Annotated in this window: 8 protein-coding genes; 4 read left to right on the top strand and 4 right to left on the bottom strand. The window is 61.7% G+C overall.

Annotated elements, in window-relative coordinates:
• The first annotated feature begins 235 nt into the window (after nt 1–235).
• Nucleotides 236–7564, top strand: a complete 7329-nt coding sequence (locus VJ464_14990) for a LamG-like jellyroll fold domain-containing protein (GenBank protein ID HKQ06439.1) — start codon at nt 236–238, stop codon at nt 7562–7564.
• A gap of 96 nt (nt 7565–7660) precedes the next feature.
• Here the strand turns inward: VJ464_14990 and VJ464_14985 are convergent, their stop codons facing one another.
• Genes VJ464_14985 through VJ464_14970 form a run of 4 tightly spaced genes read right to left on the bottom strand, consistent with a single transcriptional unit; the run spans nt 7661 to nt 17140 of the window.
• Entirely contained in the window at nt 7661–8803 is a 1143-nt protein-coding gene (locus tag VJ464_14985) for a hypothetical protein (protein HKQ06438.1), read from the bottom strand.
• Between the two features lie 37 nt (nt 8804–8840).
• The gene (locus VJ464_14980) at nt 8841–12206 is read right to left on the bottom strand and encodes a LamG-like jellyroll fold domain-containing protein (GenBank protein ID HKQ06437.1); all 3366 of its coding nucleotides are present in this window, start codon (nt 12204–12206) and stop codon (nt 8841–8843) included.
• A 26-nt stretch (nt 12207–12232) separates the two neighbouring features.
• Nucleotides 12233–16006, bottom strand: coding sequence for a hypothetical protein (locus tag VJ464_14975; protein ID HKQ06436.1), 3774 nt, complete (start codon nt 16004–16006; stop codon nt 12233–12235).
• Between the two features lie 42 nt (nt 16007–16048).
• Nucleotides 16049–17140, bottom strand: a complete 1092-nt coding sequence (locus VJ464_14970) for a hypothetical protein (GenBank protein ID HKQ06435.1) — start codon at nt 17138–17140, stop codon at nt 16049–16051.
• Between the two features lie 252 nt (nt 17141–17392).
• Here VJ464_14970 and VJ464_14965 point away from each other — a divergent pair, with 252 nt between their 5' ends.
• From VJ464_14965 to VJ464_14955, 3 genes are all read left to right on the top strand, one after another.
• Nucleotides 17393–17983, top strand: a complete 591-nt coding sequence (locus tag VJ464_14965) for a redoxin family protein (GenBank protein HKQ06434.1) — start codon at nt 17393–17395, stop codon at nt 17981–17983.
• A 636-nt stretch (nt 17984–18619) separates the two neighbouring features.
• Nucleotides 18620–21973 (top strand): TonB-dependent receptor, encoded by a 3354-nt coding sequence (locus tag VJ464_14960; GenBank protein HKQ06433.1) that lies wholly within the window; start codon nt 18620–18622, stop codon nt 21971–21973.
• Between the two features lie 123 nt (nt 21974–22096).
• Nucleotides 22097–24037: a tetratricopeptide repeat protein gene (locus tag VJ464_14955; protein ID HKQ06432.1), complete on the top strand. Its 1941-nt coding sequence runs from the start codon at nt 22097–22099 to the stop codon at nt 24035–24037.
• Nucleotides 24038–24194 lie beyond the last annotated feature (157 nt).

Genomic DNA, 24194 nt, shown 5'->3' with positions numbered 1-24194 from the left:
ACCTCAATGGCCAGCCAAATCTGCTGACGGCGAATGTCTGTCTGTCGCGGCAGAGGGGCGGGCAGTGAAGCGGCCCCGTGCTCATTAGCACAAGCTGGCGGCAAGCCTGAAGCTGCCCGCCACAAACACAAAATGCGGATAGAGTGGCAGAACGTATCGCGCACCCGTCCGCCAGATAATCACCCGATCAATTTCCCCTTGCACCCATGCCAGGGCCAACACAGGAGTAATGGCCATGAGACATTCAAGAAAGTTGGCGGTCTTCATCCTGACGCTAACCTGCGCGCTGTACAGCCTCGCCGCGCTCGCCCACTCTTCAGTCCGGGAACAGAAGTTGGGCCACAAGACTCTCGCAGATCATTCGCCCGCCGCAATCGCGGGCCTTTCCAAAGCCGACCAGGCCACCCGCTCGCAGGTGAGCGAAGCCTATGGCAAGCTGCCGCTGAGTTTTGAGATCAATCGCGGGCAGGTCGCCAACCCTGTGAAGTTCCTTTCGCGCGGCAGCGGCTACACCCTGTTGCTGACCCCGACGGGGGCCATCATTTCGCTCCCTAAAAATCAGCCGGAGGGTACCGACCCCCTGGCTCGTGACGGGCTTTCGCAGACGGACGCCGAGGCGAGCGCCACAACCTTCGGCATGAGTTTGGTCGGCGCGAATTCTCATCCTCGTATAAATGGCTTAGACGAACTGCCCGGCAAGAGCAACTACCTGATGGGTAGTGAGGCGAGCCAGTGCTTCACTAATATTGCAAATTTTGCCAGAGTCAAGTACGGGCAGGTCTACCCCGGCATCGATATGATTTACTATGGCAACCAGGGCCAGTTGGAATACGACTTTATCCTTGCCCCGCACGCCGACCCCGGCAGGATCAGATTAAGTTATGAGGGCGTTGACCGGCTGGAGATAGACGAAAGCGGCAACCTCGTACTCGACATCGCGGGCCAACTGATCCGCCAGCACAAGCCATTAATCTATCAGGAAGTCAACGGCCAACGCCGCGAAGTCGCCGGCGGTTACTCCATCATGAAAGGCCAGCGGGTCGGCTTCAAAGTCGCGGCCTTTGATCATTCCAAATCGTTGCTGATCGATCCGACAATCGCCTACTCGACAGGCATCGGCGGTGGCAGCGCTCAGGGCATCGCCGTCGACGCCGCCGGCAGCGCCTATGTCACAGGCTACGTAACCACACCAACCGCGCTGGTCACCACCGAAGGGCCGCTGCCTTCGACCACCCTGGATAGCCGATACAAGTATATTTTTATAGCCAAGCTGAACCCGACGGGCAATGCGCTGGTCTATTCGACGCTGATCGCAGGCCGCGGCGGGTTAGGCAAGAGCATCGCCGTCGATGCGGCGGGCAATGCCTACATCACCGGCACCATCACGGGCGATGTCGGGGGCGATTTCCCGCTGGTTAATTCATGGCGCACCTTCCCGCTCATCAATGGAGCGGCGATTCTGACGAAGATAAGCGCCGACGGCACGCAACTGCTCTTCTCGACCCTCATCGGCCATTTCTCAACCGGCTCCGATGTCGCGGTCGACAATTCCGGCAACGCTTATGTCGCCGGGCCGATCTCCAGCCAGCTCGAAGTCACCGCCAATGCCTACCAGCCGAACTATGGCGGCGGCGCGGCGGATGCCTTTCTGGCGAAGGTCAACACCAACCTGTCGGGAATCTCTGCGCTCACCTACTGCACCTACCTCGGCAGCACAGGCGTTGATGGCGCAGATGTCAATGCAGATGGCACGTCGGTGGCCGTAGATAATTCGGGCAATGCGTATATCGCCGGGATAACGGATTCAGGTGGCTTCCCGACTCGCAACGCCACGCAGCCGACCATCGGCGGTAACCTTGACGCGTTCGTAGCCCATATCAATACCAACCTCTCCGGCGACGCCTCGCTGATCTACTCCACCTTCCTGGGCGGCTCAAACATAGACGGCGCGCGCGGCATTGCGATTGATGCGGCGCACAACGCCTACGTGACCGGCTATACCTACTCGACCGACTTCCCTCTAAAGAATCCGGCGCAGGCGACCAGAAAGGGCAGCAGCGACGCGTTCATCTTCAAGCTCGACGCCGGCGGCGCGCTCGTCTACTCGACCTACCTGGGCGGCACAGGCAACGAGAATTCTCAGGACATCGCCGTAGACCCTGCGGGCAATGCCTGCATCACCGGCCAAACCGATTCGGCCACCTTTGGGCCGCCGCTGCCCTCGGACGGTTACTTCGGCATCAAGAATATGTTCGTCGCCAAGCTGAGCGCGAGCGGCTCAAGCGTCATCTACGCGAATTACATTGCCACCTACTCGGCCGGGCTGGTGGCTTATGACGTGGGCCTCAGCATCGCCACCGATTCGTCGGGCTGCGTCTACATCGCCGGCGCCACCAGCGCGACCGGTTATCCGAAAGTCAACCCGCTGCCCTACAATGTCGGGAGGTTTGGCTCTGCCGTTGCGACGAAGATCTGTTCAGGCGACACGGGCACGCCTCCGACTTGCGGCTCGCCGATCACTGCGGGACTGGCCGCCTACTGGCCCGAAGACGGCAACGCCAACGATGTCGCCGGCGCGAATGACCCGACGGCGACGAATGCCATCGGCTTCGTGCCGGGCAAGCTGTCTCAGGGCGTCACGTTCGGCGGCCTCGGCTTCATTGACATCCCCGATAATGGCAGCCTTGATAACCAGCAATTCACCCTGTCCGCATGGGCGAGACCCGATGGCCCTGGCCCGAACAATGATACGTTGGGCGGCAGTGTCCTCATCCAGAAGGGGCTGCCCTTCCCGCAGGGCGCGACGGCGGTGTCAACCGGCATCTGGTGGAGCGCCGTTGACAACCGCTTCACGCTCGGCATCGGCGAGGTTACCTCGCAGTCCGTCCGCTCGACCGACGCGTTCCCGCCGGGGCAGTTCTATCAGGTCACAGGAACGTATGACGGGACGACGCTCAGGCTGTTCGTCAACGGTCAGCCCGAAGGCGAGAAGGCCATCGCTACCACTCTGGTCTACGACCAATCCCTCCCCTGGACCATCGGCTCGACGGCGGCGATCTTCCGTGCCGTCGGCTTCCCGCGCACCTGGAACGGTGTGATTGACGACGTGAAAATTTACAACCGCGCCTTGAGCAGTGACGAGATCGTCTGCAACAGCACGCCGCCCTCGACGGCTTCGTGTGTCACCAGCCGCTGGCTTGCTGAAGGCAATGCGGCTGATGCTGCGGGCACGAACGGCGGCACGCTCAAGAACGGCGCGGCCTTCGCGGCGGGCTATACCGGGCAGGGGTTCAGCCTCGACGGCAACAACGCCTACGTCGAAGTCCCCGTGAACACGCCGGAGTTCAACACCCCCGCCTCGTTCACCTGGGAAGCCTGGATCAATCCGACCAGCCTGGCCAGTAACCCGGTTGTCTTCAGCAAAGAGAGTGACCTTTACAACCGCGCAGGCTTGCAGATTCTCACCGACGGCAGCCTGTGCAGTTACATGAATTCGGGCGGTTGTGCGGCGGTCTCGGCACCGGGCCTTATCTCGACCTGCGCCTTTACCAAAGTGACGCTGCTCTATGACGGCTCGACACATCAGCTCGTGACCTATGTCAATGGCTCACAGGTCAGCAGCGCGACGGTGGCAGCGCCGTACAACAATACTGCGCCTTTCAACATCGGTTGGAGTCCGTTCGGCTCTGGCAACACGCACTTACCTGGCCGGATTGACGACGTCAGCTTTTCAAGCTGCGCGGTGCCGCCGTCCGCGTCGCAGAGTGTCGCGACCGGTTGCGGCACGACACCGCCATCATCGTCTTGCAGTGGGAATCCGGGCGGCGTCTTTGTCACGGGACATGACCCGGATTTCACGGCAGCCGCAGGCGGGAACTTTGCAGGCGGACAGCACCTCATTCAGAAATCCATTGCCTACGTCACTCATGGGAAGGCGAACCCGCGAATCTTGTTGGTCATGGATATGCAACCGCCTGCGGGCACGAACTCGGACTCGCGGCTTGCGATGGTTGCGTCGGGCTTCGGCACGTTCGACGTTGCAGACTATGGGTCAGGCCAGGGCGGGGCGCTCGATCTGCACACCGTCAATTTCGGCAATTACGATGTCATTGTGGTCGCGTCCGACTACGGCGGATGGTTGAAGCAAGCCGAGCTGGACGTGCTCAATGCTCGGCAGAGTGACATCGCTAACTTCGTCAACGGCGGCGGCGGCCTGGTCGCTTTCGCGGAATCGGGGAGCAACGACGGCGGCGTACCCAGCACCACCCATGGCCGTTTCGACTTCGTGCCATTCCCGGTCCACGCTCAGTCTCGTGTTGAGTTTGAGTCTGGCAATACGCTGACGGCGGCTGGTCTGGCGCTCGGCTTGACCAATGCCGACATCAACAATGGGAATTTTCTCTTCGATTTCTTCAACAGTGACAGCGGCATGGACGTGATCGACAGAGACCCATCCGGCGGGATCATTTCGCTCGCCACTCAGAGGTGCATCACGCCGACGCCGTGTATCGGCGGCTCTATTCTTTTGGATGATAACTTCGATTCGGAGAATGGCGGCGTCGGAGCCGGGGTCTATACCGGTTTTGCAAATTGGGATGTCACCAAAGGCAGTATTGACTTGATTGGCCCGAACGGCTTTTTGACCAACACCGGCCTGTACGTTGACCTTGACGGCACGGGAGGCGGGAGTGCTGGCACGTTGGTCACACGAAAGTCATTCACACTGAATCCCGGCACCTACCAGTTACAGTTCGATCTAGCCGGGAACAGTAGGAACAACGACCCGGATACCGTGAACGTCAGTCTGGGCAATGTCTACTTCGAGAGCTTCACGCTGAATGGGACGGCTCCTGTGCGAACCATTATACGGACCATCAACGTGACGACAGCAACAACCGGGAGGTTAGTGTTCGAACATTTGGGATACGACTTTGTCGGACTCTTGCTCGACAACGTCAAGTTGCAAACGCTGACCTGTGGCGGCTCGGGTACGCCGCCAGGGTGTTCCGCCACCGTGACTGTTCCCGGCACGTCGAACCCCTGGCTGGCCGGAATGCCTGCCGGCTCGACCGACGCGGGCAATGATGCTGCGCCGCAGCAATCGCCTGCGCTTGTCACCGGAGTATCCGTAACCGGCGGCGCTCAGCTCAATTTTTCGGCTACTGGAGCCGTGGGCTTTTGTAATTGCGGAGTAGATGGGCCGGATGGAAGCGCGGGGTCGGGAGGCCATAGTGGCGGCTCTGATGGAAGCGTAAACGGCATCGGCCAAATCGTCACGACGTGGAACTCACTCGTCGGCGTGTTTCTCGATGACAGCCAGCCCGATTCTTCTCCGGCTCCCACAAACGTGCTGAACTTCTCTACGCTTGCGAGCCGCGACTACCTGACGCTGTCCCCGGCTCTGAAGCAGCCATTCTTCATCGGCGACGGCCAGACCAGTGCCGGCGCGACACAAACGATCATTGCTCCGGCGGGCGCAACTCGTCTGTTCCTGGGCACGATGGATGGCTCCGGTTGGTACAACAACGTCGGCTCATTCACGGTTACGGTGGGCGGCGCTTGTATCGCAACGCCGCCAACGCCGTCAACGCCGCCTCCATCTATCGGCGGCGGGCTGCCGCCCGATGGCGGCATTATGGGGCCGGGCAGCGGATACACGCCGGTCGCACCGGGCCGCTACCACACGACCTTGGCCGGCACCGGCCACCCCGGCTGCTCTATCCAGGTCACCGTCAATGACCCGGCGCGCCCGGTCAACAACATCACCCTTACCACGCCGGTTGACGCCTCGGGCAACTGGTCGTTGGGCCTCGACCTCTACGACTGCGACCCTGAAATTGACATCGTGCAAATCTGCGACGGTGTGCCGAGCGATCCGATTAAACGGCACATCTACGTTGACGGCACACCGCCTGTGTTCACCAATGGCGGGCCGGGCGACGGCACCGATTACACAGGCTCAGGCGGCACGGCGACGATCATCCTCGACGGCGGCGCGGGCGATCCGGGTCAGGCGATTCACTTGCCACCGGGCGATGGCGTCACCTACGAATGGCATCTGTTCGGGCCGGGTGGCGGTGACATCCTCTTGGGCGGTGGCGGCGGCTCGTACTGGAGCTTCACGGGTGGCGGCGGCATCCTCACCATCAACCTGCCGCCGGGTGATTATTTCATCGAAGAGCATGTCTGTGACACGGCAGGCAACTGCTTCGTCAAGCGCTGCCACCATAGAGTCTGCGCTCATCTGACGGTGACCAGCGGCCTGCCCGGCGACGGAGGCATCTACGGGCCGGGCGACGGCGTGACCATCGGCAAGGTGACTCGCGTTGTCACTGGCACCGGCAATCCCGGTTGCAGCGTTCAAGTCGCCGTCACCGACCCGACTCACCCGCAGCTCGTAGACAATAACAAGTCCTACACGGTGCCGATTGACAATTCGGGCAATTGGTCATTGCCGCTCACTCTCGACGACTGCGACCCGGTGGTCACGGTCACGGAAATCTGCGACGGCGTGAGCGACGGCGGCGATGTCATCCGCCAGCACGTCTACGTTGACGGGACGCCGCCGACCGTGGGGCTTGGCGACGGCGACATCTACGTCGGCACGGGCGGCACGGGCGGCATCGTGCTTGACGCAGGAGCCGGCGATGCGGGCTCGCACGTTCCCAACGATGGCCTGAGCTATTCGTGGTACATCATCCCTGACGGCGGCAACGGTGTGCCGAGGCTGCTGTGCGGCGGTTGCCCTGGCGTCTACACCGACAATGAGCCGGCGGGGGATTATACCTATCAGGTCGTGGTCACAGATCGCGCCGGCAACCAGACGACGAAGCGTTGTCACCGCCGCGTCTTGAAGCGACCGACGGCGATTACTTACACGGGTGACGTGATGATTGCCAACGGCGGCGTGGCCGTCTTGCAAGGCGTGCTTACGGACATCACGCCGCCGCTCGGCGCGACGCCTGTGCCGGTCGTCGGTCGCACCGTGACGCTGACGCTCGGCAGCGGCCCCGGCGCGCAGAGCTGTAGCGGCGTGACCGACGCAACGGGCTTCGTCCGCTGCACGATCAACCCGGTCAACCAGCCGCTCGGCCCCGGTGGCGTGGCTACGGACGTCTTCGCCGGCGATGACGTCTACCTGCCGTCGAATAACGGGGCGCAGACACTGATCTTCGCCTTCCCGTCGGCGACCGGCGACTTCGTCATCGGCGACCTGAACGCGCAGGTCGGCAATCAGGTCACCTTCTGGGGCGCGCAGTGGGAGAATCTCAATTCCATGAGCGGCGGCCCGTCGAACAATGGCTTCAAGGGCTGGGAGAATCAGAACAGCGCCAACCCGCCGAGGTGTGGCGGGACGTGGACGACCGGCCCCGGCAACAGCTCAGGCCCGCCGTCTACGATTCCGTCCTATATGGGGGTGATTGTGTCGAGCGCCATCAGTAAGTCGGGCCCGAACACCACCGGCAACATTCCGAAGATCGTCATCGTCAGGACGAATGCCGGTTACAACTCGAATGCAGGCCATGCGGGAACGGGAACCGTCGTCGCCGTCTTCTGTCAGTAAGCAAGGAGTGGTTTTCAAGCGGGTGTGGCGCAATCTAACCGCATTGCGCCACAAGGAGGGGATACGCATCCCCTCCTTTTTTATTGCCTGACTTGATTAGCGGCGAGATAAGATTGAGCGCGGGATCGTCGAGCCGTAGTTGAATGCCAGATAGATTTTGGCCGTCAGCGCGCCCACCGCCGATTGAATTGAGACCGGCGTGATCGCGCCGCCTTCCGCCGGCGCAGGGCCCGGGTTGTAGCTCAGCTTGACGTGATTAATGGAGCGGGCGAAATAACTGCTCGTACGCGGCAGCGATTCCGGCCACTGGTCTTTGAGATTCCGCGGATGAAAGTAGGCCGGCCAGTTGTGCGCCGCTTCGGCGCGCGCCGGCAAGCATAAACCGTGCGCGGTCAGCGACTGGAGGAATCGCTTCCAGGCGGCCACCTGATCTATGGTCTGCTCGAACGAAACCTCCATGCCGACGCGACTCAAGGTCTGCTCGTCTACGTCGAGGTGCAGGGCGACGTGCTGGACATAGTCGAGTAAGAAATTGATCACCCCGGCAATCGGCTCTCGCGCATGCGGCCAGCCGACCTGACGCAGATAACCGGTCAGCTCGCTCAAAGGCACGCGGTCCAGCGTCAGCCGATAGCCCGGCGTCTGCCGCGCCAACATCACGCCGACGTAGCTCAGCCGCGAAGGCGCGGGCCGCTCTTTGAGAATCTGCTCCAGCAAACCTTCTCGCGCCGGGTTGATCGTCATGCCGAGCGTTTCTAACCCTTCACGGATGATGGCGACGCTTTCGGCCAGCCGCGAGGCGACCTCGGGGCCGAGCAGCGGCGGGCGGCCCGCGTGATCGTCGAGGCTGAAAAAGAGATTCGGCGGCTTCAGCGTTTCGCTCTCATCGAGATCGAATTCAAGCCAGGCTTCCTTCACGGCTTTGTGCAGCGGGCGCAGCGCTTCGTTGCGGTGGCGGGCGAACTCGCGCACGCGCTGCCAGCCTTCCGCCTCGCCGAACTCTGCCTCAAGCCCTTCGGTCGCGGCCAACCACCTGAAGCCGCCATCCGCCGCCGTCGCGCGCAACGCCAGATCAACCGGGCGTTGCGGGCCGCCGAGCGGGCATTCGAGCAGCCCGCCCGACAACAGCGGTAAGCGCGCCAGGTAACGTTTGATGTTTGCCAGCGCCCCCGCGGGCACGAGGTCGCGGCTCAAGGCCGGCTCGATGAGCGGGAACAGAGTGAGCAAGCTGTGTTTCATGCATGGTCTCCCGCGGCCCTGGCCGCGCCATCGGCCATCATTGATTCGGCGTGTCGGGGTAAGTCGAAATCCATGTCACCTGATTGAGCGTGCCGTCATTCAGGTTGCCGGAATGATCGTAGAGCGTCGTGCCCGCGCCTTCAACCATCGGATACCATGCCCGCAAGGCACCTTCAGGCGTCGGCGTCTCGCTGCGCCGGCTCAGGAAATCGCTGCGGATGTCGTCAGCGTTAAGCGCTCCGCTCCACACGCGCACGTCAAAGATCAAGCCTTCAAAACCGCTCTGCCCTTCAGGGGCACCGGGGCTGCGGCCAAGCGTCAAGTTATCAGCATTCGCGCCAATCGTGCCGGTCGCCGCGGTCGGCGGCGTCAGCACGACATCATTCAAATAAAGCTGTACCTGCTGCCCGTCATACACACCGGCAAGGTAATACCAGATGCCGACTTTGAGCCTCGGCAGCGGGTTGCCCGGCTGCGCGACATAATCCGTGCCGCCGAGGTTGACGATAAAGCGCGGCACGCCGCCGCCGACGCGCAACTCCCAGCCGCCGTCGCTCTGATGTGTCGAAGCAATCACGTCATCCGTGTCGCCGTGGAAGGCCGTCGCCTTGAACCACGCCTCGACAGTGATGGCGTCTTGAATCGTCAGGCTGTCGCTCACAGGGATTTCAATCGTGCCGCCTGAGCCGGCTAGAAACTCTGCCGCGTAAGGCGGATTAAAGATGGCGCCGTGCGGCGCGTAGGGCAGCACGATGTGAACAGCGCCGCCTGTTTCGACCAGCGGCGTCAGCGTAATCGCTTCGGGAAAGCGGAAGTTGAACTGTTGCGCGAGCGCCGCTGTCGGATCAGCCGTGAAGGCGCTGTAGAAATCGCCGTCGGTCATCAGCAGGTAGTTCAACTGGCCTTTAAACATTCGCCGCGAGGTGAGCGCCATCGGCGCGACGCTGACGACGGCCACCGTTCCGACGCTCTCATCCAACGTCGCCAGGCCGCCCATGATTTCGCTTAATCCGCGCTTGTCATCTTCTGCCGCTTCGACTTCGTCTTCGATGGTCTGTGCTTCGGGGCCGGCATCGCTCAAGTCAGGGAGTTGCTCAGAGCCATCGAGCACGCCGTCGCTTTCGAGCTCGCCGGGCGACAGGACCGGATGCAGCACCCAATCGTCTTCGCTGGGCACGACCTCGCCGGTCGTGTCAGGCACGACGTGGTAAAAATGCATCGCGTCTTCGATGCTCACGTTGATGGTCAATCCCGTGGGCGGCGCGTTGCCGAACAGATCGGTCAAGGCGGCCACCGGGTCGCTGATGAGCAGGGCGCGCCACTCCGCGTCGTGGATCGATTGATTGATGATGAGCTGTTCCAAATGGCCGCGCACCACCGCATCCGGCAAACTGTGGGCAACGGTCGTGTCCGGCGGCTCGCCGCCATAAACCGAGATGACATCGCCGTGCGCCACAGCGGTCGTGCCGCCCAGCAAGTACCGGAACGCATACTCGCCGTCATCAACCGGCGCTGTGAATGGGAACTCGCCCGAAGCCGCGCCGCCTGTCGATTGGTAAGAGATCGGTGACACGTCCGAGTCGCTCAACCTGTAAAGGCCGACTTCATCGCTCGACGTTGTGTTGGTGGCGTTCCAGGTGACGGTGAGCGCGCCGCCCGGCACCACTGTCGTCGGCACGGCGCTGAGCGTAATGCGCCGCAAGGTCACGGTGATGGCATTGCTGCGCGCCGCCGCGACATCGCTGCCGGCGAAGAAGTAACGAAACTCATACTGCCCGGTCGTCTCCGGCTCGGTGAACTGATCGGGCGCGATGAAGGTCAGGCGGCCCGCGGGCGCAATGCCCGTGCGCTGCGTCGTGAGCGGCGATGCGTCGTCGGCATCAACCGCGAAGAGGCCGACGCGGTCGTTGATCGAGCCATTGAAGGCGTCCCAGGCCACGGCGATCTCTGCGCCCGACGGCACGGAGCCGGGCGTTGCGGCAATTGAAACCTGCGATGTTAAGACGGTCAGCAGATTGCTGCGAGCCGCGGGCGTGGATGTGCCGTATGCAAAATAGCGGAACTGGTAATGCCCTTCCTGCGCCGGCGCGGTGAAGAGAAGTGTGCCGGATGTGCCGCTGCCGATGGGCAGCGACGCGAGAGGCGTTGCGTCGCGGTCGGTGACTGCGAACATGCCGACCCAGTCATTCGCCGCGGCGTCGGGCGAATCCCAACTGACCGTCACCGCGACGTTCGGCGCGACAGTGTTGGGCGTCACCGAAAGCGTGGCCGCGCGCGGCGCAGATGCGCTCACCATGATTGAATTGCTGGTGCCGATGGCGGTCGTGCCGCCCGCCAGGTAACGGTATTCATAATCCCCGGCATCGGTCGGCGCGGTCGGCGTCAGCGTGCCTGAGTCATTGCCGCCTGTGTCGTAGGTCGTCTGCGGCGCAGCGTCGGGCGCGCCTACCAGAAACAGCCCGATCAAGTCGCCATTGGCGGGCGCGGACGCGCTCCACGTCACCGTCACCGGGTCGCCGCTGGCGACGGAGCGTGGCGAGGCGGTGAGCGTCGCCGTCGGCGGCTCCTCTGAAGCGACCGTGAACGGCGCGCTGTAAGCTTCGGCAATGGCGCCTGATTGCAGATAGCGCGCCTGGTAAAGCTGGCCATCAGGCAGCGTAAAGCTCGTTGTGCCTGCCATATAGCTCTGCGTCGATTTCTCCTGCCGCGGCGATGTGTCATACGGGTCGCTCGCCAGATACAGGCCAATCGTGTCAGCCGAGCCGGCCGTGTGCGTATTCCACCCGACGTTGACTTGCATTGTTCCCGGCTCAAGCGTGGCGGTCACAGAATAAACGCTGTTGACCTCCACGGTGATCGCGGTGCTGGTCACGGTGTAGTCTGCCGGCGCCCAGTAGTAGCGGAATTCATACTGGCCGGGCGTGGCCGGCGCGTTGAGGTAATACGTTCCGTCAATCTCGCCGGTGAGAGGCGCTTCCCATATCGGCTCGCCGCTGGGCGCGCCGACCGCATAGAGGCCCAGCGTGTCACGGGGGTCAGGAGAGACGGTCTGGCAAAAGACGGAGATGGGCTCGTAGGGCTGGCAGGTCCGCACCTGGACGGCGACGTCAATCGGCGGGTATTCCGCGACGACGGAATTGCTTCTGGCCATCATATTGTTTGTGGTCCCGTCGAAGTAGCGGAACTCATAAGAGCTCGACGGAGTCGGGGCAGGGACATCGGCATCGCCCGAGATGCTGCCCCCAGTCGTCTGCCGCCACAGCTCTGTATGGCCGTTGACCGCATACATCGCGACGTAGTCGGTGGCCTTGGGCGTGCCCTCGACTATGCTCCACTGAACCGTGAACTGCTGCTGCCTGCAATAGGCAGAGCTCGGAGTTGCGGTGAGGTAGTAATTCGTCATAGTTCACCTGCGCCGCCGCGTGGCGCTTACCAGTTCTTCGGGTTCAGGTAGTGGACGACCGTGTGCGCCGCGTCCGACACCCAGTTGAAGACCCTCTTCATCGCGTCTTCGATCTCGCTGACGACATAGCCGGCGGCGCCGAGCGCGTCGTGAACGACGGTGTCGGCAATCTTCCATGTGTCTTTGAAGAACTGCGCCACGTCGTTCGCCGACTTGCCGAAGACGTTCTTCAGCGCCTGGGCGATCTGGCCGAGGTCAAAGCCGATGGCCTTCAACACCTTCGCCACATCATCATACGCCAGGCCGAAGACATGGCCGATGGCCTCGGCGACCGACTCGACATCGTAGCCCGCCGCCATCAAGGCGCGCGCCAGGTCGGTCGCGCTTGCGGCGTAGGCGCTCTTGATCATCGAGGCGATGTCGCGGACGCGCCACGACAGGACGTGAGCCACGCCCTTCAACAACTGCACCGCCTGCGTCAGCCCCGTGCGCAGCTCGCTGAACAGGATCGAGGCGATTTCGGTTGTCAGCGACAGCGCCCCTTGGCCGACGAAGGCGAACAGCGCGGTCACGTCTTGCAGGATGCGCGCCGCTATCGTCCAGAGGTTCGCCGCCAATGCTTCGACGTACTTCGTCAACAGGTCGGCAAGGCGCGTGATGCTGGTCGTCAACGTGGCGCTGATCGAGAAGCTATAACCTTGCAGGTTGAACGTCGCGCCGAAGGTCAGCAGGAACGCGCCACCCGGCCCGATGTGAAGGCTGAAATTCGCATTCAGATAAAGGTTGATCTTGATCGTGCCCAGATGACGGCCGCCCGTCGTCGTGATCGCAATATTCGAGACCGCGAAGTAGGCCGAGGCATCAACGGCAAACTCGTTCTTGTTTTGCAGGTACGAGTCGAAGTGGACCTGGCCGAGCCCCGAGATGCTGTAGTCGAAGTAGAAGTAAAACGCGCCGCTCGAAACCTGCGCGTTGACCGTGTACGACGAAATCTCGTACATCGTCAGCTTGGCGTTGAACGTCAGGTAGGGCGAAGTGGCCGAGTTGATCTCGAAGTACGGCCCCCTGGCCGGGTCGGTGGCGCTGGCCAGCGTGACGAGGTTGGCGATGTGCAACGGCACGTCCATCGAGCCGCGCGCCGAAATCCCCGTCTGATAGGAGACCTGGATGGCGAAGTCCGCCGTCAGCCCATAGAAGTAGAGCGACGTGCTGAAGGCCAGGCCGAAGCTGTAAAACTTCTTATTCCCCGGGTCGCGCCAGCCGAGCGGGTTGGCGACGACGATCAGCGTGAAGCCACGCAGCTCGATGTCGAGGAGGTCGCGCGGCACGTGGGCGCGCGTGAAGGTAAGAATCACGTCCTCCAGCTTGATCGTGCGGGACTCGATGGCCAGCAGCGCACTGGGGATGTCTTCTTCAACGTTGAACTCCCCCCCGACTTCAACATCGATCTGCGATGCGCCGGAGCCGATGACGACCTCGCCGCCGAGGCTGAAGGAGACCACCGCGCCGAGGCTGAACTCGACGCCCATGTTGACGATGATCAGGCCCCGGATGCCGAACGGATTGACCCACGGCGTTTCCGTGCGCAGCGCGAAATCGAGCTCCTCGCCCTGCAAGGCGATGTCGCCGCCGAGCGTGAACGACCAGCCGAACAGGTTGAACGTCATGTCCACATGAAAGTCTACGTAGAGATTCAGTGGCTGCATCGTGAGGTAGACGTTGTTGAGAACGACATCAGAGCCGATCAGATTAAACGAGCCATTGAGCGCCGCCGTCAGCGTCGTGTTGTCGTAATTGTCCCACGGAATCACGGCGCTCAACATGAGGCTCGTCGAGCCGCCGAGCAATCGGGAGACCGTGTTGAGCGGGCCGCCCTGCAACAGCAACTCGGCGTAGAACTGCATCCCCGCCTGCACGCCATGCTGCGGCGTGCTCGGCAGTCTGGACGGGAAGGCGACGGCCTGCGTCGAGATCGAGCGGAAGCTGAAGGTCGGGTCGTCTACAGTGGCGACGATCAGTGACAGGTTGCGGAACTGGAGCCACGCGAGCGAGCTGAATGTCGGCGAGAGATCGGCCAGCGTCCAGGTCTGCGGCAACACGAAGCCGAAGGCGAAGCCTGTGCCGGCGTTGGTGTTGATGAATTCGATTTCGAAGTCGCCCCAGTCGACGCTGTCGTATTCGACCGAGGTGCCCAGCGCCAGGTAAAAATTGCCTGTGCCGAAATTCTCTTCGATGAAGAGAACCGAGTTGATTAACTGAAGGTCGGGCAGGTCGTATTTGAGCGGCTGCGTGCTGAACAAGTCAATCAGCTCGGTCAGGCTGATCGAAGGGAGCTGGCTGGTGAACTGGATGTCACCCGGCAAATTCCAGACGACATCGATGGTGGCGCTGCCGATGCCGAGCTGGCCGCCGATCATCGCCAGGGTGCTGTCCTGTGTGTGATCTATGGCGAAATAGACTCGCTGAATGGCCAGGTCGGTCTTGCCCAGCGAGATCGTCCAGTCGGAAGTCACCATCGCCGAACCTTCGTAGGTGCCGTTGAGCGCATCGATGAAGAATTCCAGCTCGGCGACCGCAATCGTCGGCACATCCGGCAGGCTGCCGACGAAGTATTCGGCGATCTCTTTCAGGTTGATATTCGTTGCCGGGTCGAGCTGGCCCGACAGCGAGAATTCTGGATAGGCGCCTTCGATATTCATTACGCCGGTGCCGATGCCTATCTGTCCGTACAGTCCGAGGGCGATTTCAGAAGAACCCGACTGCGCCAGCGGATCGAGAAGCGTGAATTGCAAACCGATTTGCTCGACGGTGAAAAGATTCGGGATGATGGTCCACGATTGATTGGTCGCCACACTGGTGGTCACGGTTACCAGCTCGGCGTCCTCCGGGTCAACGACGACTTCAAAGCCGATCAAGCCGATAGGGAAGTCACTGCTCCAGCCGGGCGGCAGCACGCCGCTCAAGGGGGTGCTGTTCATCAGGCCCTCAAGCTCAGAGAGCGCCGCGCTGATGACGTTCTCCAGGTCGAGGTCAAAGACCAGCAGGGAGCCGCTGTCCTGGTAGGCGGCGCGAACCGGCAGGACGACCGCCGTATCCGATGTCCTGAACGTGATCTTGGCCTCAAGCCCGATCTCTGCATAGGCGAGCGGCGGCGCGCCGGGCGGGTCGGTGTTGACCACAGAGCTTGACAGTGTGAGCTGCGCGGGGGCTTCAAAATAGCCTAGCTCGATGGCGGTGCCGAGCGGCGCCACAAGCTCCATCTGCGGGACTTGATTGACCAGCGCAATCGGCCCCTGCACGGTCAGACTGGTCTGACCTGAGAACAGCCAGGTGATCGCCGCCAGCGAGCCCGATAACGGCAACGTGCCGCCAAACGACAGTCCCGGCGGCACGTCATCCGAGACGCGGAAGGAATTGAAATAGAACTTCGAGCCGCTGCCGAACTGCAATTGGGCGAACGATGTGGTGGCAAGCGCCGGGAAGCTGCTGGCAAACGTCCAACTCGGCGCTACCGCCGCCGTCATCGCCAGTTCCGCCTCCGTGCCATCGGCTGAGACGGTAAAGACGGCTTCGATCTGCATGCCGGTAAACGGCGCCACCCCGCCCGCGCCGGTGACGCTGACCGACGTATCGCCCTGTGTGATTTCGGCGTTGTTGATAATCAGCGCGTCGCCGGGCAGGTAGGCGTCAATCAGCGCCTGAACGTCGCTTGAGCCGAGCGCCGAATCCGGCAATGTCAGCGTACCGGCGTGGTAATACGCCGAGTTGGTTAGCGTCGTATAGATTTGATCAATAGTCATTAAATCGGCTTTCTCGTCCCGGACGCAGCGCACGATAGGGGATCAGACATCGAAGGTTGCATAGACCGGCAAGTGGTCGCTGACGATGCGGTAGTAGATACGCCAGGCGTCGGTGACGTTGGTCGGCGGGTTCGTTGTGACCTTGCCGAATTGCGGCCTTATCGCAAGCCGCGCGTTGAGGGTATTGATATCAAACCTTCCGGCGCACTGCTGGAGACTGCTCAGGCCGCCACCGCCGCCCACGGGGTTGACGAACTCGTTAATCGTATCCTGAACCTGTCCCTCGCTGAGCGCTGAGTTGTGGGCGAAGATGTTGTCGTAGGCATTGACGCGGAAGGTTAGTGAAGTCGGGGCGGCGGCGGCAGGGTTGTCGCGCACCAGCGAGGTTTTGGCGTTGTCGCCGGACGCAAACGGCACCGCCGGTGTGGCGGCCCAGCCCTGTGCCGCGTTGGTGACGTTTGTGTAAGCAGCTGGGGAGGTGAGGTAATTGACGTTGAAGTCGCCGCTGACGACAGAGACCGGAACCGGCGTGTCCACCCCGTCAACGACGATCTGCCTGACCGGCGCGACGTTGGCAATGTTGATGATCCCATTGTCCTGATTATTGCCCCCCTTGCAGGCGTGATAGCAGATGACCGTGAAGATGGTGCCTGCCGTGGTACGGAAGGCGACGTAACCCGGCCAGCGGCCCCCGCGCCCCACCGTCGACGACGCAAAGTTCAGGTCGTTGCCGTCAATGTCCTTGTGAGTCAGGCCCTTAACCACCTGACCGTTGCTGTCACGCAGGACATCGAATCCGCGCCCCCTGCGGTAGGCAATAAAGTAGACATCATTCTTGTTAGACGGTACCAGTTGGACGGTCCAATTGACGAACGTCGTTTTTTTGACCGCTCTCAAAAATAGTTTCCTGAAGCCCGCGGCGGTGCTACCGCACACTTCCAGCACCGAGACGATGTCGGCGCCAAGCATCTCTACGTTTTCGCCAATCGTCCGTAGCAACGCCGACATCTGGGGTGGCCGTGGCCGGCGCCCGGTGTAGGGGACAAACCGTCCGCGATCATCTGCCTCGAATTCACCGACCTTCGATGGGCCGAGAGTTCTAATATTCCATGACAGTAGCGTCAGCGCTGGCATCAACCCACCCCCTTGAGAACTGATTAGGTTAAACTGCTGTTTGAAACTGCGGGAAAAAGCTTGCTAAAAGGACGACAACCGTCGGGCGGTGAGAGAGGCCAGTCAGGTAAGGCAACCCCTTCACCGGGCGTATGTTATACCATAGGGTTTTGATGCCCGCAACCAGCGCCTGTCGCGGCGGCTTTTTCCAAATGAAATTGATTCGCGTTATAATGGCGCTGCCCGATTCAACTGCGCGCCGGAGGCCCTGTTTTGTTATCGCGTCTATTCACACGGCGATTCACCGCAACCTTTATTGTCGTTATGTTGCTGGCGGCTGGCGGCGCGGCGCGCCAGAACCCGCCCGCGCCGTTGCGCCTGCTCGATCTAACCGGCCAAGAGGTTGACCCGCTTCAGACCAGGGGGTCGAAGGCGGTGGTTTTTCTCTTCGTTCGCACCGATTGCCCGATCTCGAATCGCTACGCGCCCGAAGTCCGCCGCCTCCATCAGAAGTTTGCCGGGCGCGGCGTCGGCTTCCGGCTGGTCTACACGGACGCGGACGAATCGGTCGAGATGATTCGTCAGCACCTCAAAGCGTATGACTATCGCCTGGAGGTCTTGCGCGACCCGCGGCACGCGCTGGTCAAGCTCGCAGGCGTGCGCGTCACCCCGGAGGCCGCCGTCTTCGTCGCCGGACGCCGGGTTTACCGTGGCCGCATCGATAACCGCTTCGTCGCGTTCGGCAAGACACGGCCCGCGCCAACCATCCATGATCTTGAGGCGGCTTTGGATGCGATCCTTCAGGGCAAAGCGGTAGCCTCTGAAACCACCACCGCCATCGGCTGCTACATTTCGGAACCGTAAGGCTGAGCCTCGGCAAGCCGGCTGCTCCCGGTGAGGTTTCGGCCCTGGCGCAGATGCGCGCCGCGATAGCCGCGCCCGCCGCCTGCCTGACAATCTGATATGACAGCTCGACCCGCGGGTGAATAGGTCTTTGAGCGATGGCCGTTGGCCTTAACCGCAGCGCCCTGTCGCGAAATCCGCCAGCCTCATTCTGCTCAGGCAAAGGGTTGAGCGGCATGGCGCGCATGCTTGACAGCTTTCATGAGGATGTGATAGAACGGAAGCCACTTTCTAGCAGAGTGGGGAGTCAGGTGCAGGTCCCAAATCAACGGCCTTCATAACATCGCTGATGATCTGGGGCACAACCGGAAGGACGTGCAATCCTATAAGCGGTTGCGTGAGAGGCGAGACGCAACCGAAAGGCCGCGGCAGACGGCCCTAAACCAATACGCTCTGGAGTCATCCGCGGCGACCGCCCGAAGCAAGCGGTCGCTAATTAGCAGCGCCGCCAAGACGCTGTACCACAGTTACCGTTAATCAGGCTCTCAGTACCCCTGGAACTCATGCGAGTTGAGCATCCCATTTGCTGTTTGCCTAACTTCTAACTTGCCCTTTGCCTCTGCGCAGGTCGAGGGCAGATTTCGGGAGGCACCACTTATGCTAAGAAAGGCAATGCCGTTGCTGATATTCAGCCTGCTGCTGCTGCTGACAGCTCTGTCTGTCGACAGCCGGGCGCAGGCTGTTTACGGGAGTATTGCTGGCACCGTCACTGACCCGCAAGGGGCCGCTGTGGCCGATGCGACAGTGACGGTCACCGACATCGCCAAAAACACCTCGACGACCGTGAAGACTAACGAGTCGGGGAATTACAACGTCACCCACCTCATCCCCGGCAGATACAGCGTGAAGATCGAAGCGCAGGGTTACAAGGGCGTAACCCAGGAGGTGGAGGTCAAGGCGGACGTCGGGGCGCGCACCGACTTCGCCATGGAAGTGGGCGCGATGACCGAACAGGTCAACGTCACCGCCGACGCCCAGCAACTCTCTCTGAAAACCGACCGCGCCGACGTGGCGACGACCTTCAATACGCGGCAACTCGAAGAACTGCCGATCCTCGACCGCAACTTCACCAAGTTTCTGCTGCTGACGCCGGGCACCCAACAACTCGGCTGGCAGCACGCCTCGAGCGAAAACCCACAAGGCTCTGTGCAGATCATGGTGAACGGGCAGCACTTCAGCGGCACGTCGTTCCAATTGGACGGCACCGACAACCAGGACCCGATTCTCGGCATCATCGTCATCAACCCGACGCTGGAGTCGACGGTCGAGTCGAAGATCACCACGCAGAATTATGACGCCGAGTTCGGCCTGGCCATCGCCGGCGTCGTCACGGCGCAAACCAAGTCGGGCAGCAACGAGCCGCACGGCAGCTTGTTTGAGTTTCGCCGCAATGACGAAACCAGCGCCCGCAACCCGTTCTCGCAATCCGCGCCCAACTCGCTTACCGGCAGAGCCATCCCCGACACGCTGTGGAACCAGTTCGGCGGCGCTTTCGGGTGGAAGCTCAAGAAGGATAAAAACTTCATCTTCGGCGACTATCAAGGGACGCGCCGCAAGAATGGCGGCTCGGTGCTGACGACGGTGCCGACGTTGCTGGCGCGCAAGGGCGACCTCAGCGAGTATGGCCGCACCATCTTTGATCCGCTGACCGGCTCAAGCACGGGCGTCGGGCGCGTGGCCTTTGCCGGCGCGCGCATTCCGAACAATCGCCTGTCGCCGCAAGCCCTGACGCTCATCAACATGCTGCCGCCGCCGAACCGGCCCGGCATCGAGAACAATTACAGCGCCTCGGGCATCGAAGCCTTCAACAGCGATCAGTTCGACATTCGCGACGACCACTTCTGGAGCGAGAAGCTGCACCTGTTCGGGCGCTACAGCTTCGCGCGTTACGATAAGTCCGGCCCCGGCGCTTTCGGCACGCTGCTCGGCGGCCCGGCCTTCGATAATATCTTCTTCTCCGGCACGTCGTCGGTGCGCAACCAGTCGGTGGCCTTCGGCTTCGACTACACTTTGAGCACCAAGACGATCACCGACTTCCGCTTCGGCTTCCTCCGCTACCGGGTGAACGTTGCGCCGGGCGGCGTGGGGACGACGCCGGCGGCGGATGCCGGTATTCCGGGCCTCAACATTGATGACGTCTTCACCACCGGCATGCCGGATTTCGGCATCCGCGGCCTGGGCGGCTTCAAGTTCGGCTACTCTCTGGACGTCAACCAGTGCAACTGCCCGCTCGATCAGCAAGAGCAGCAGTTCCAGTTCGTTAACAACTGGAACTTCATCCAGAGCAACCACACCTTCAAGACGGGCGCCGACATTCGTTACGCGATGAACCTGCGCGTCCCGTCGGATGCACACCGCGCCGGCCAGTTGCGCTTCGAGCCGGGCCGCACCTCTGACTTCAATGCGGATGGAACGATCCGCACCGAAGGATTGGGAATTGCGACCTTCCTGCTCGGCGATGTCAGCAACTTCCAGCGTTATGTCGGCAGGACCACCACGGCGGCTGAGCGTCAGCGCCGCTGGTTCTTCTACGGTCAGGACACCTGGCGCGCGACGCAGAAGCTGACGATCAACTACGGCCTGCGCTGGGAGCTGATTTTCCCTGAGCGCGTCAAAGAAGATGGCGACGGCAGCTTGCTGAACCTCGACACCGGCCTGTTGTTTGTCGGCGGCGTCGGCGACGTCAATCGCCACTTCAACGTCGACCCGACCTACAAGGCGTTGGCGCCGCGGTTGGGCATCGCCTACCAGTGGACAGAGAAGACAGTCATTCGCGCCGGCTATGGTCGTAGCTTTGACATCGGCGTCTTCGGCTCGCTCTTCGGCCACACGGTGACGCAGAACCTGCCGGTGCTGCAACAGCAGGACCTGGCGACTTCTTCTTTCGCCCGCGTCTTCACCCTGGCGAGCGGCCCGCCGGCGCCGTTCTTCCCGGCAGTGCCTGACAACGGCAAGCTGCCGTTGCCCAACGGCATCTTCGCGCGCGCCAGGCCGTTCACCCAGACGCTGCCGACGGTTGATGCCTGGAACGTCACCGTGCAGCATCAGTTGAAACAGAATACGTCGGTCGAAATCGGCTATGTCGGCAACAAGGGCACGCACGTCTTTGCCGGCAACGGCCCGGCCTTCAACGTCAACCAACCGGTCAGCAACCTGTCGCAGCCGGATGCGAACCTGCGCAAGCCGTTCTTTAGCAAGTATGGCTGGACGCAGGGCATCGACTTCTTCTGCAACTGCGCCGACAACCGTTACAACGCCTTGCAGACGAAGTTCGAGACGCGCTTCTCGGGCCTCAGCATCCTGGCGCACTACACGTTTGCGCGGGCGCTGAACAACTCGGACAACTACTTCCCCTACAACCGCGAAATCGGTCGCGGCCCGACCGACGAAGACCGCACGCACGTCTTCCTGTTCTCGGACGTGTGGGATTTGCCGATTGGCCGTGGCAAGGCGCTGTTGGGGAATGCCTCGAAGACGGTAGACCTCATCTTCGGCGGCTGGCAGCTCAACACCATCACCACGTGGTCGAGCGGTCTGCCGTTCACGCCTTCGGTGTCGGGCGCCAACTGCTCGGTCAACGCTGGCCCGTGCCAGCCTGATCTGGTCGGCGACCCTGATGGCCAGCGCACGCAGCAAAACTGGTTCGCGGTCGGCATCGGGGCCGGCTCGCCGTGGGCCAAGGCGGCACCGGGACAGTTCGGCAACGTCGAGCGCAACAGCTTGCGTGGGCCGCACTTCTTCAATACCGATGCGTCGCTGTTCAAGAACTTCCACATCTCGGAAAGCAAGAAGCTCGAATTCCGCATCGAGTCCTTCAATGCTTTCAACCACGTCAATCTCGGCCAGCCTGATAGCTGCGTTGATTGCGGCAGCAACGCCGGCCACATCAATGGTCTTGCCACCGGCGCGACCATGCGACAGTTCCAGTTCGGGCTAAGATTCCTATTCTAGTCTCGACTGGCTGAACCCGTGTGGCTGATCTGCGGCGCGCGAGCGCTTCAGGTCAGCCACCCCTTTCTTTAGCAAGCGGGATCAAGGTAGGCGACAACTCGCGCTCCAGCCTGTAGTCAATTCATGAGCAGGACATTCACTCCCATTATTCCCCGTGCCATTTTCATAAGTGCGGTGGTCTTCAACCTGATGGCGCTCGCCGGACAGGCGCGGTCAAACTTCATGCCGACGCCTTCTTCGCCGCCGCCCGGCCCTCGGACATTCAACAAAGACATTGCGCCCATCGTTTTTCAGAATTGCGCCGCCTGCCATCATCCCGGCGGCCCCGCGCCATTCAGCCTGCTCAGTTTTCAGGACGTCAAGAAGCGCGCCCAGCAGATCGTCGCCGTCACCGAGAGCCGCTATATGCCGCCGTGGCTGCCTGAGCCGGGCTATGCCGAGTTTGTTGGCGCGCGCCGTTTGAGCGACGAGCAGATCGCCGTCCTCAGGCAATGGCTGGCGCAGGGCGCAATCGAAGGCGCGCCGGCAGATTTGCCGCCCGTGCCGCGATTCACCGCCGGCTGGCAACTCGGCCCGCCCGATCTGATCGTCACCATGCCGCAAGCCTACAAGCTTGCGGCCGACGGCCCGGACGTCTTTCGCAACTTCGTTATTCCCATCCCGGTCGCGACGACGCGCTATGTCAAAGCCGTCGAGATTCTTCCCGGCAATAAACAGGTCGTCCACCATGCCAATCTCTTGGTTGATCGAACCCGGTCATTTCGTCGCCTCGATGCGCAAGATCAGGAAGTCGGCTTTGCCGGCATGGATGTGCGCGTCGAGTCCGAGAATTTCGACCCCGACAGCCACTTCCTGTTTTGGAAGCCGGGGACGCCGCAGGCCAGCGAGCCTGAGGATATGGCATGGCAAGTAGACAAAGGCACCGATCTGATTTTGAACCTGCACCTGAAGCCTTCGGGCAAGCCGGAGATGATTCAAGCCAGCATCGGCCTGTATTTCACAGACCAGCCGCCGACGCGCTTTCCCATGCTGTTACAGCTTGAGCATGACGGCATGATCGATATTCCGCCGGGCAAGAAAGATTTCGTCGTCACCGATGAGTTCGAGCTGCCCGTAGACGTTGACGTGCTCGGCGTCTACCCGCACGCGCACTACCTCGGCAAAGAGATTCAAGGCTTCGCGACATTGCCCGATGGCACACGCAAATGGCTCATCAAGATTGCCAATTGGGACATCAACTGGCAGGCGGTCTATCATTACGTCAAACCGATCTTTCTACCCAAAGGCTCGATCATTTCGATGCGCTACACTTACGACAACTCCGCGGCCAACGTGCGCAATCCGAACTCGCCGCCGCGGCGCGTCGTCGCCGGCAACCGCTCTGCCGACGAGATGGGCCATCTCTGGGTTCAGGTCTTGCCGCGCAGCCGCGATGACGCGCGGATTGTTTTACAGGAAGCGCTGATGCGACAGCGGCTGCGGAAGTATCCGGACGACTTCACCGCCCACTTCAATCTCGGCTCGGTCTGCTTATCCGAGGGCCGGACGGAAGAGGCGCTCGGCCATTTTCGCGCCGCGGTTGAGGCGCGGCCCGACGATGCGTTGGCGCGCACCAATCTCGGCGCGGCGCTGCAAGCTCTGGGTCAGGTAGATGACGCCATCCGTGAATTTCGCGAAGCCCTGCGCCTCAGGCCCGACTACGCCAACCCGCACTACAATCTCGGCACCTTGCTGTTGTCGCAAGGCCGAATCGAGGAAGCGATTACGCATTTCAACGAGGTCTTGCGTCTTCAGCCCGACGACGCAGGGGCGCACAATCACCTCGGCGAAGCCCTGGCAACTCAGGGCCATTTGACCGAGGCCGCGGCGCAGTTTGAACAAGCGCTGCGCCTCGATTCGCAAGCCGACGAGGCGCACAACAACCTTGGCAAGGTCTTCGCCATTCGCGGCGACTGGGCGCAAGCGAGGGCTCACTTTGAAGAGGCGCTGCGCATCAATCCACAGCACCGCGAGGCGCGCGAGAATTTAAGGCGGGTGCGCGCCCAGATGGAGAAGCCTCACTAGCGCGGTTTATATAGATGTAGCGCAATCGGACAAGTGCAAGCACATCCGAAACAGGTAAGTGCAAGCACATCCAGAACAGTATTCTATAAGAAAACGGATTCTGGAGGTCACTTGAAATGGCTAAAAAAGCGCTGTTGAAAAACGCCGCCGCGACATG

Source organism: Blastocatellia bacterium, from assembly GCA_035275065.1.
Lineage (GTDB): Bacteria > Acidobacteriota > Blastocatellia > UBA7656 > UBA7656 > DATENM01.
The sequence above is the reverse complement of the archived record's forward strand: the minus strand, read 5'-3'. Positions and strand labels throughout refer to the sequence as shown.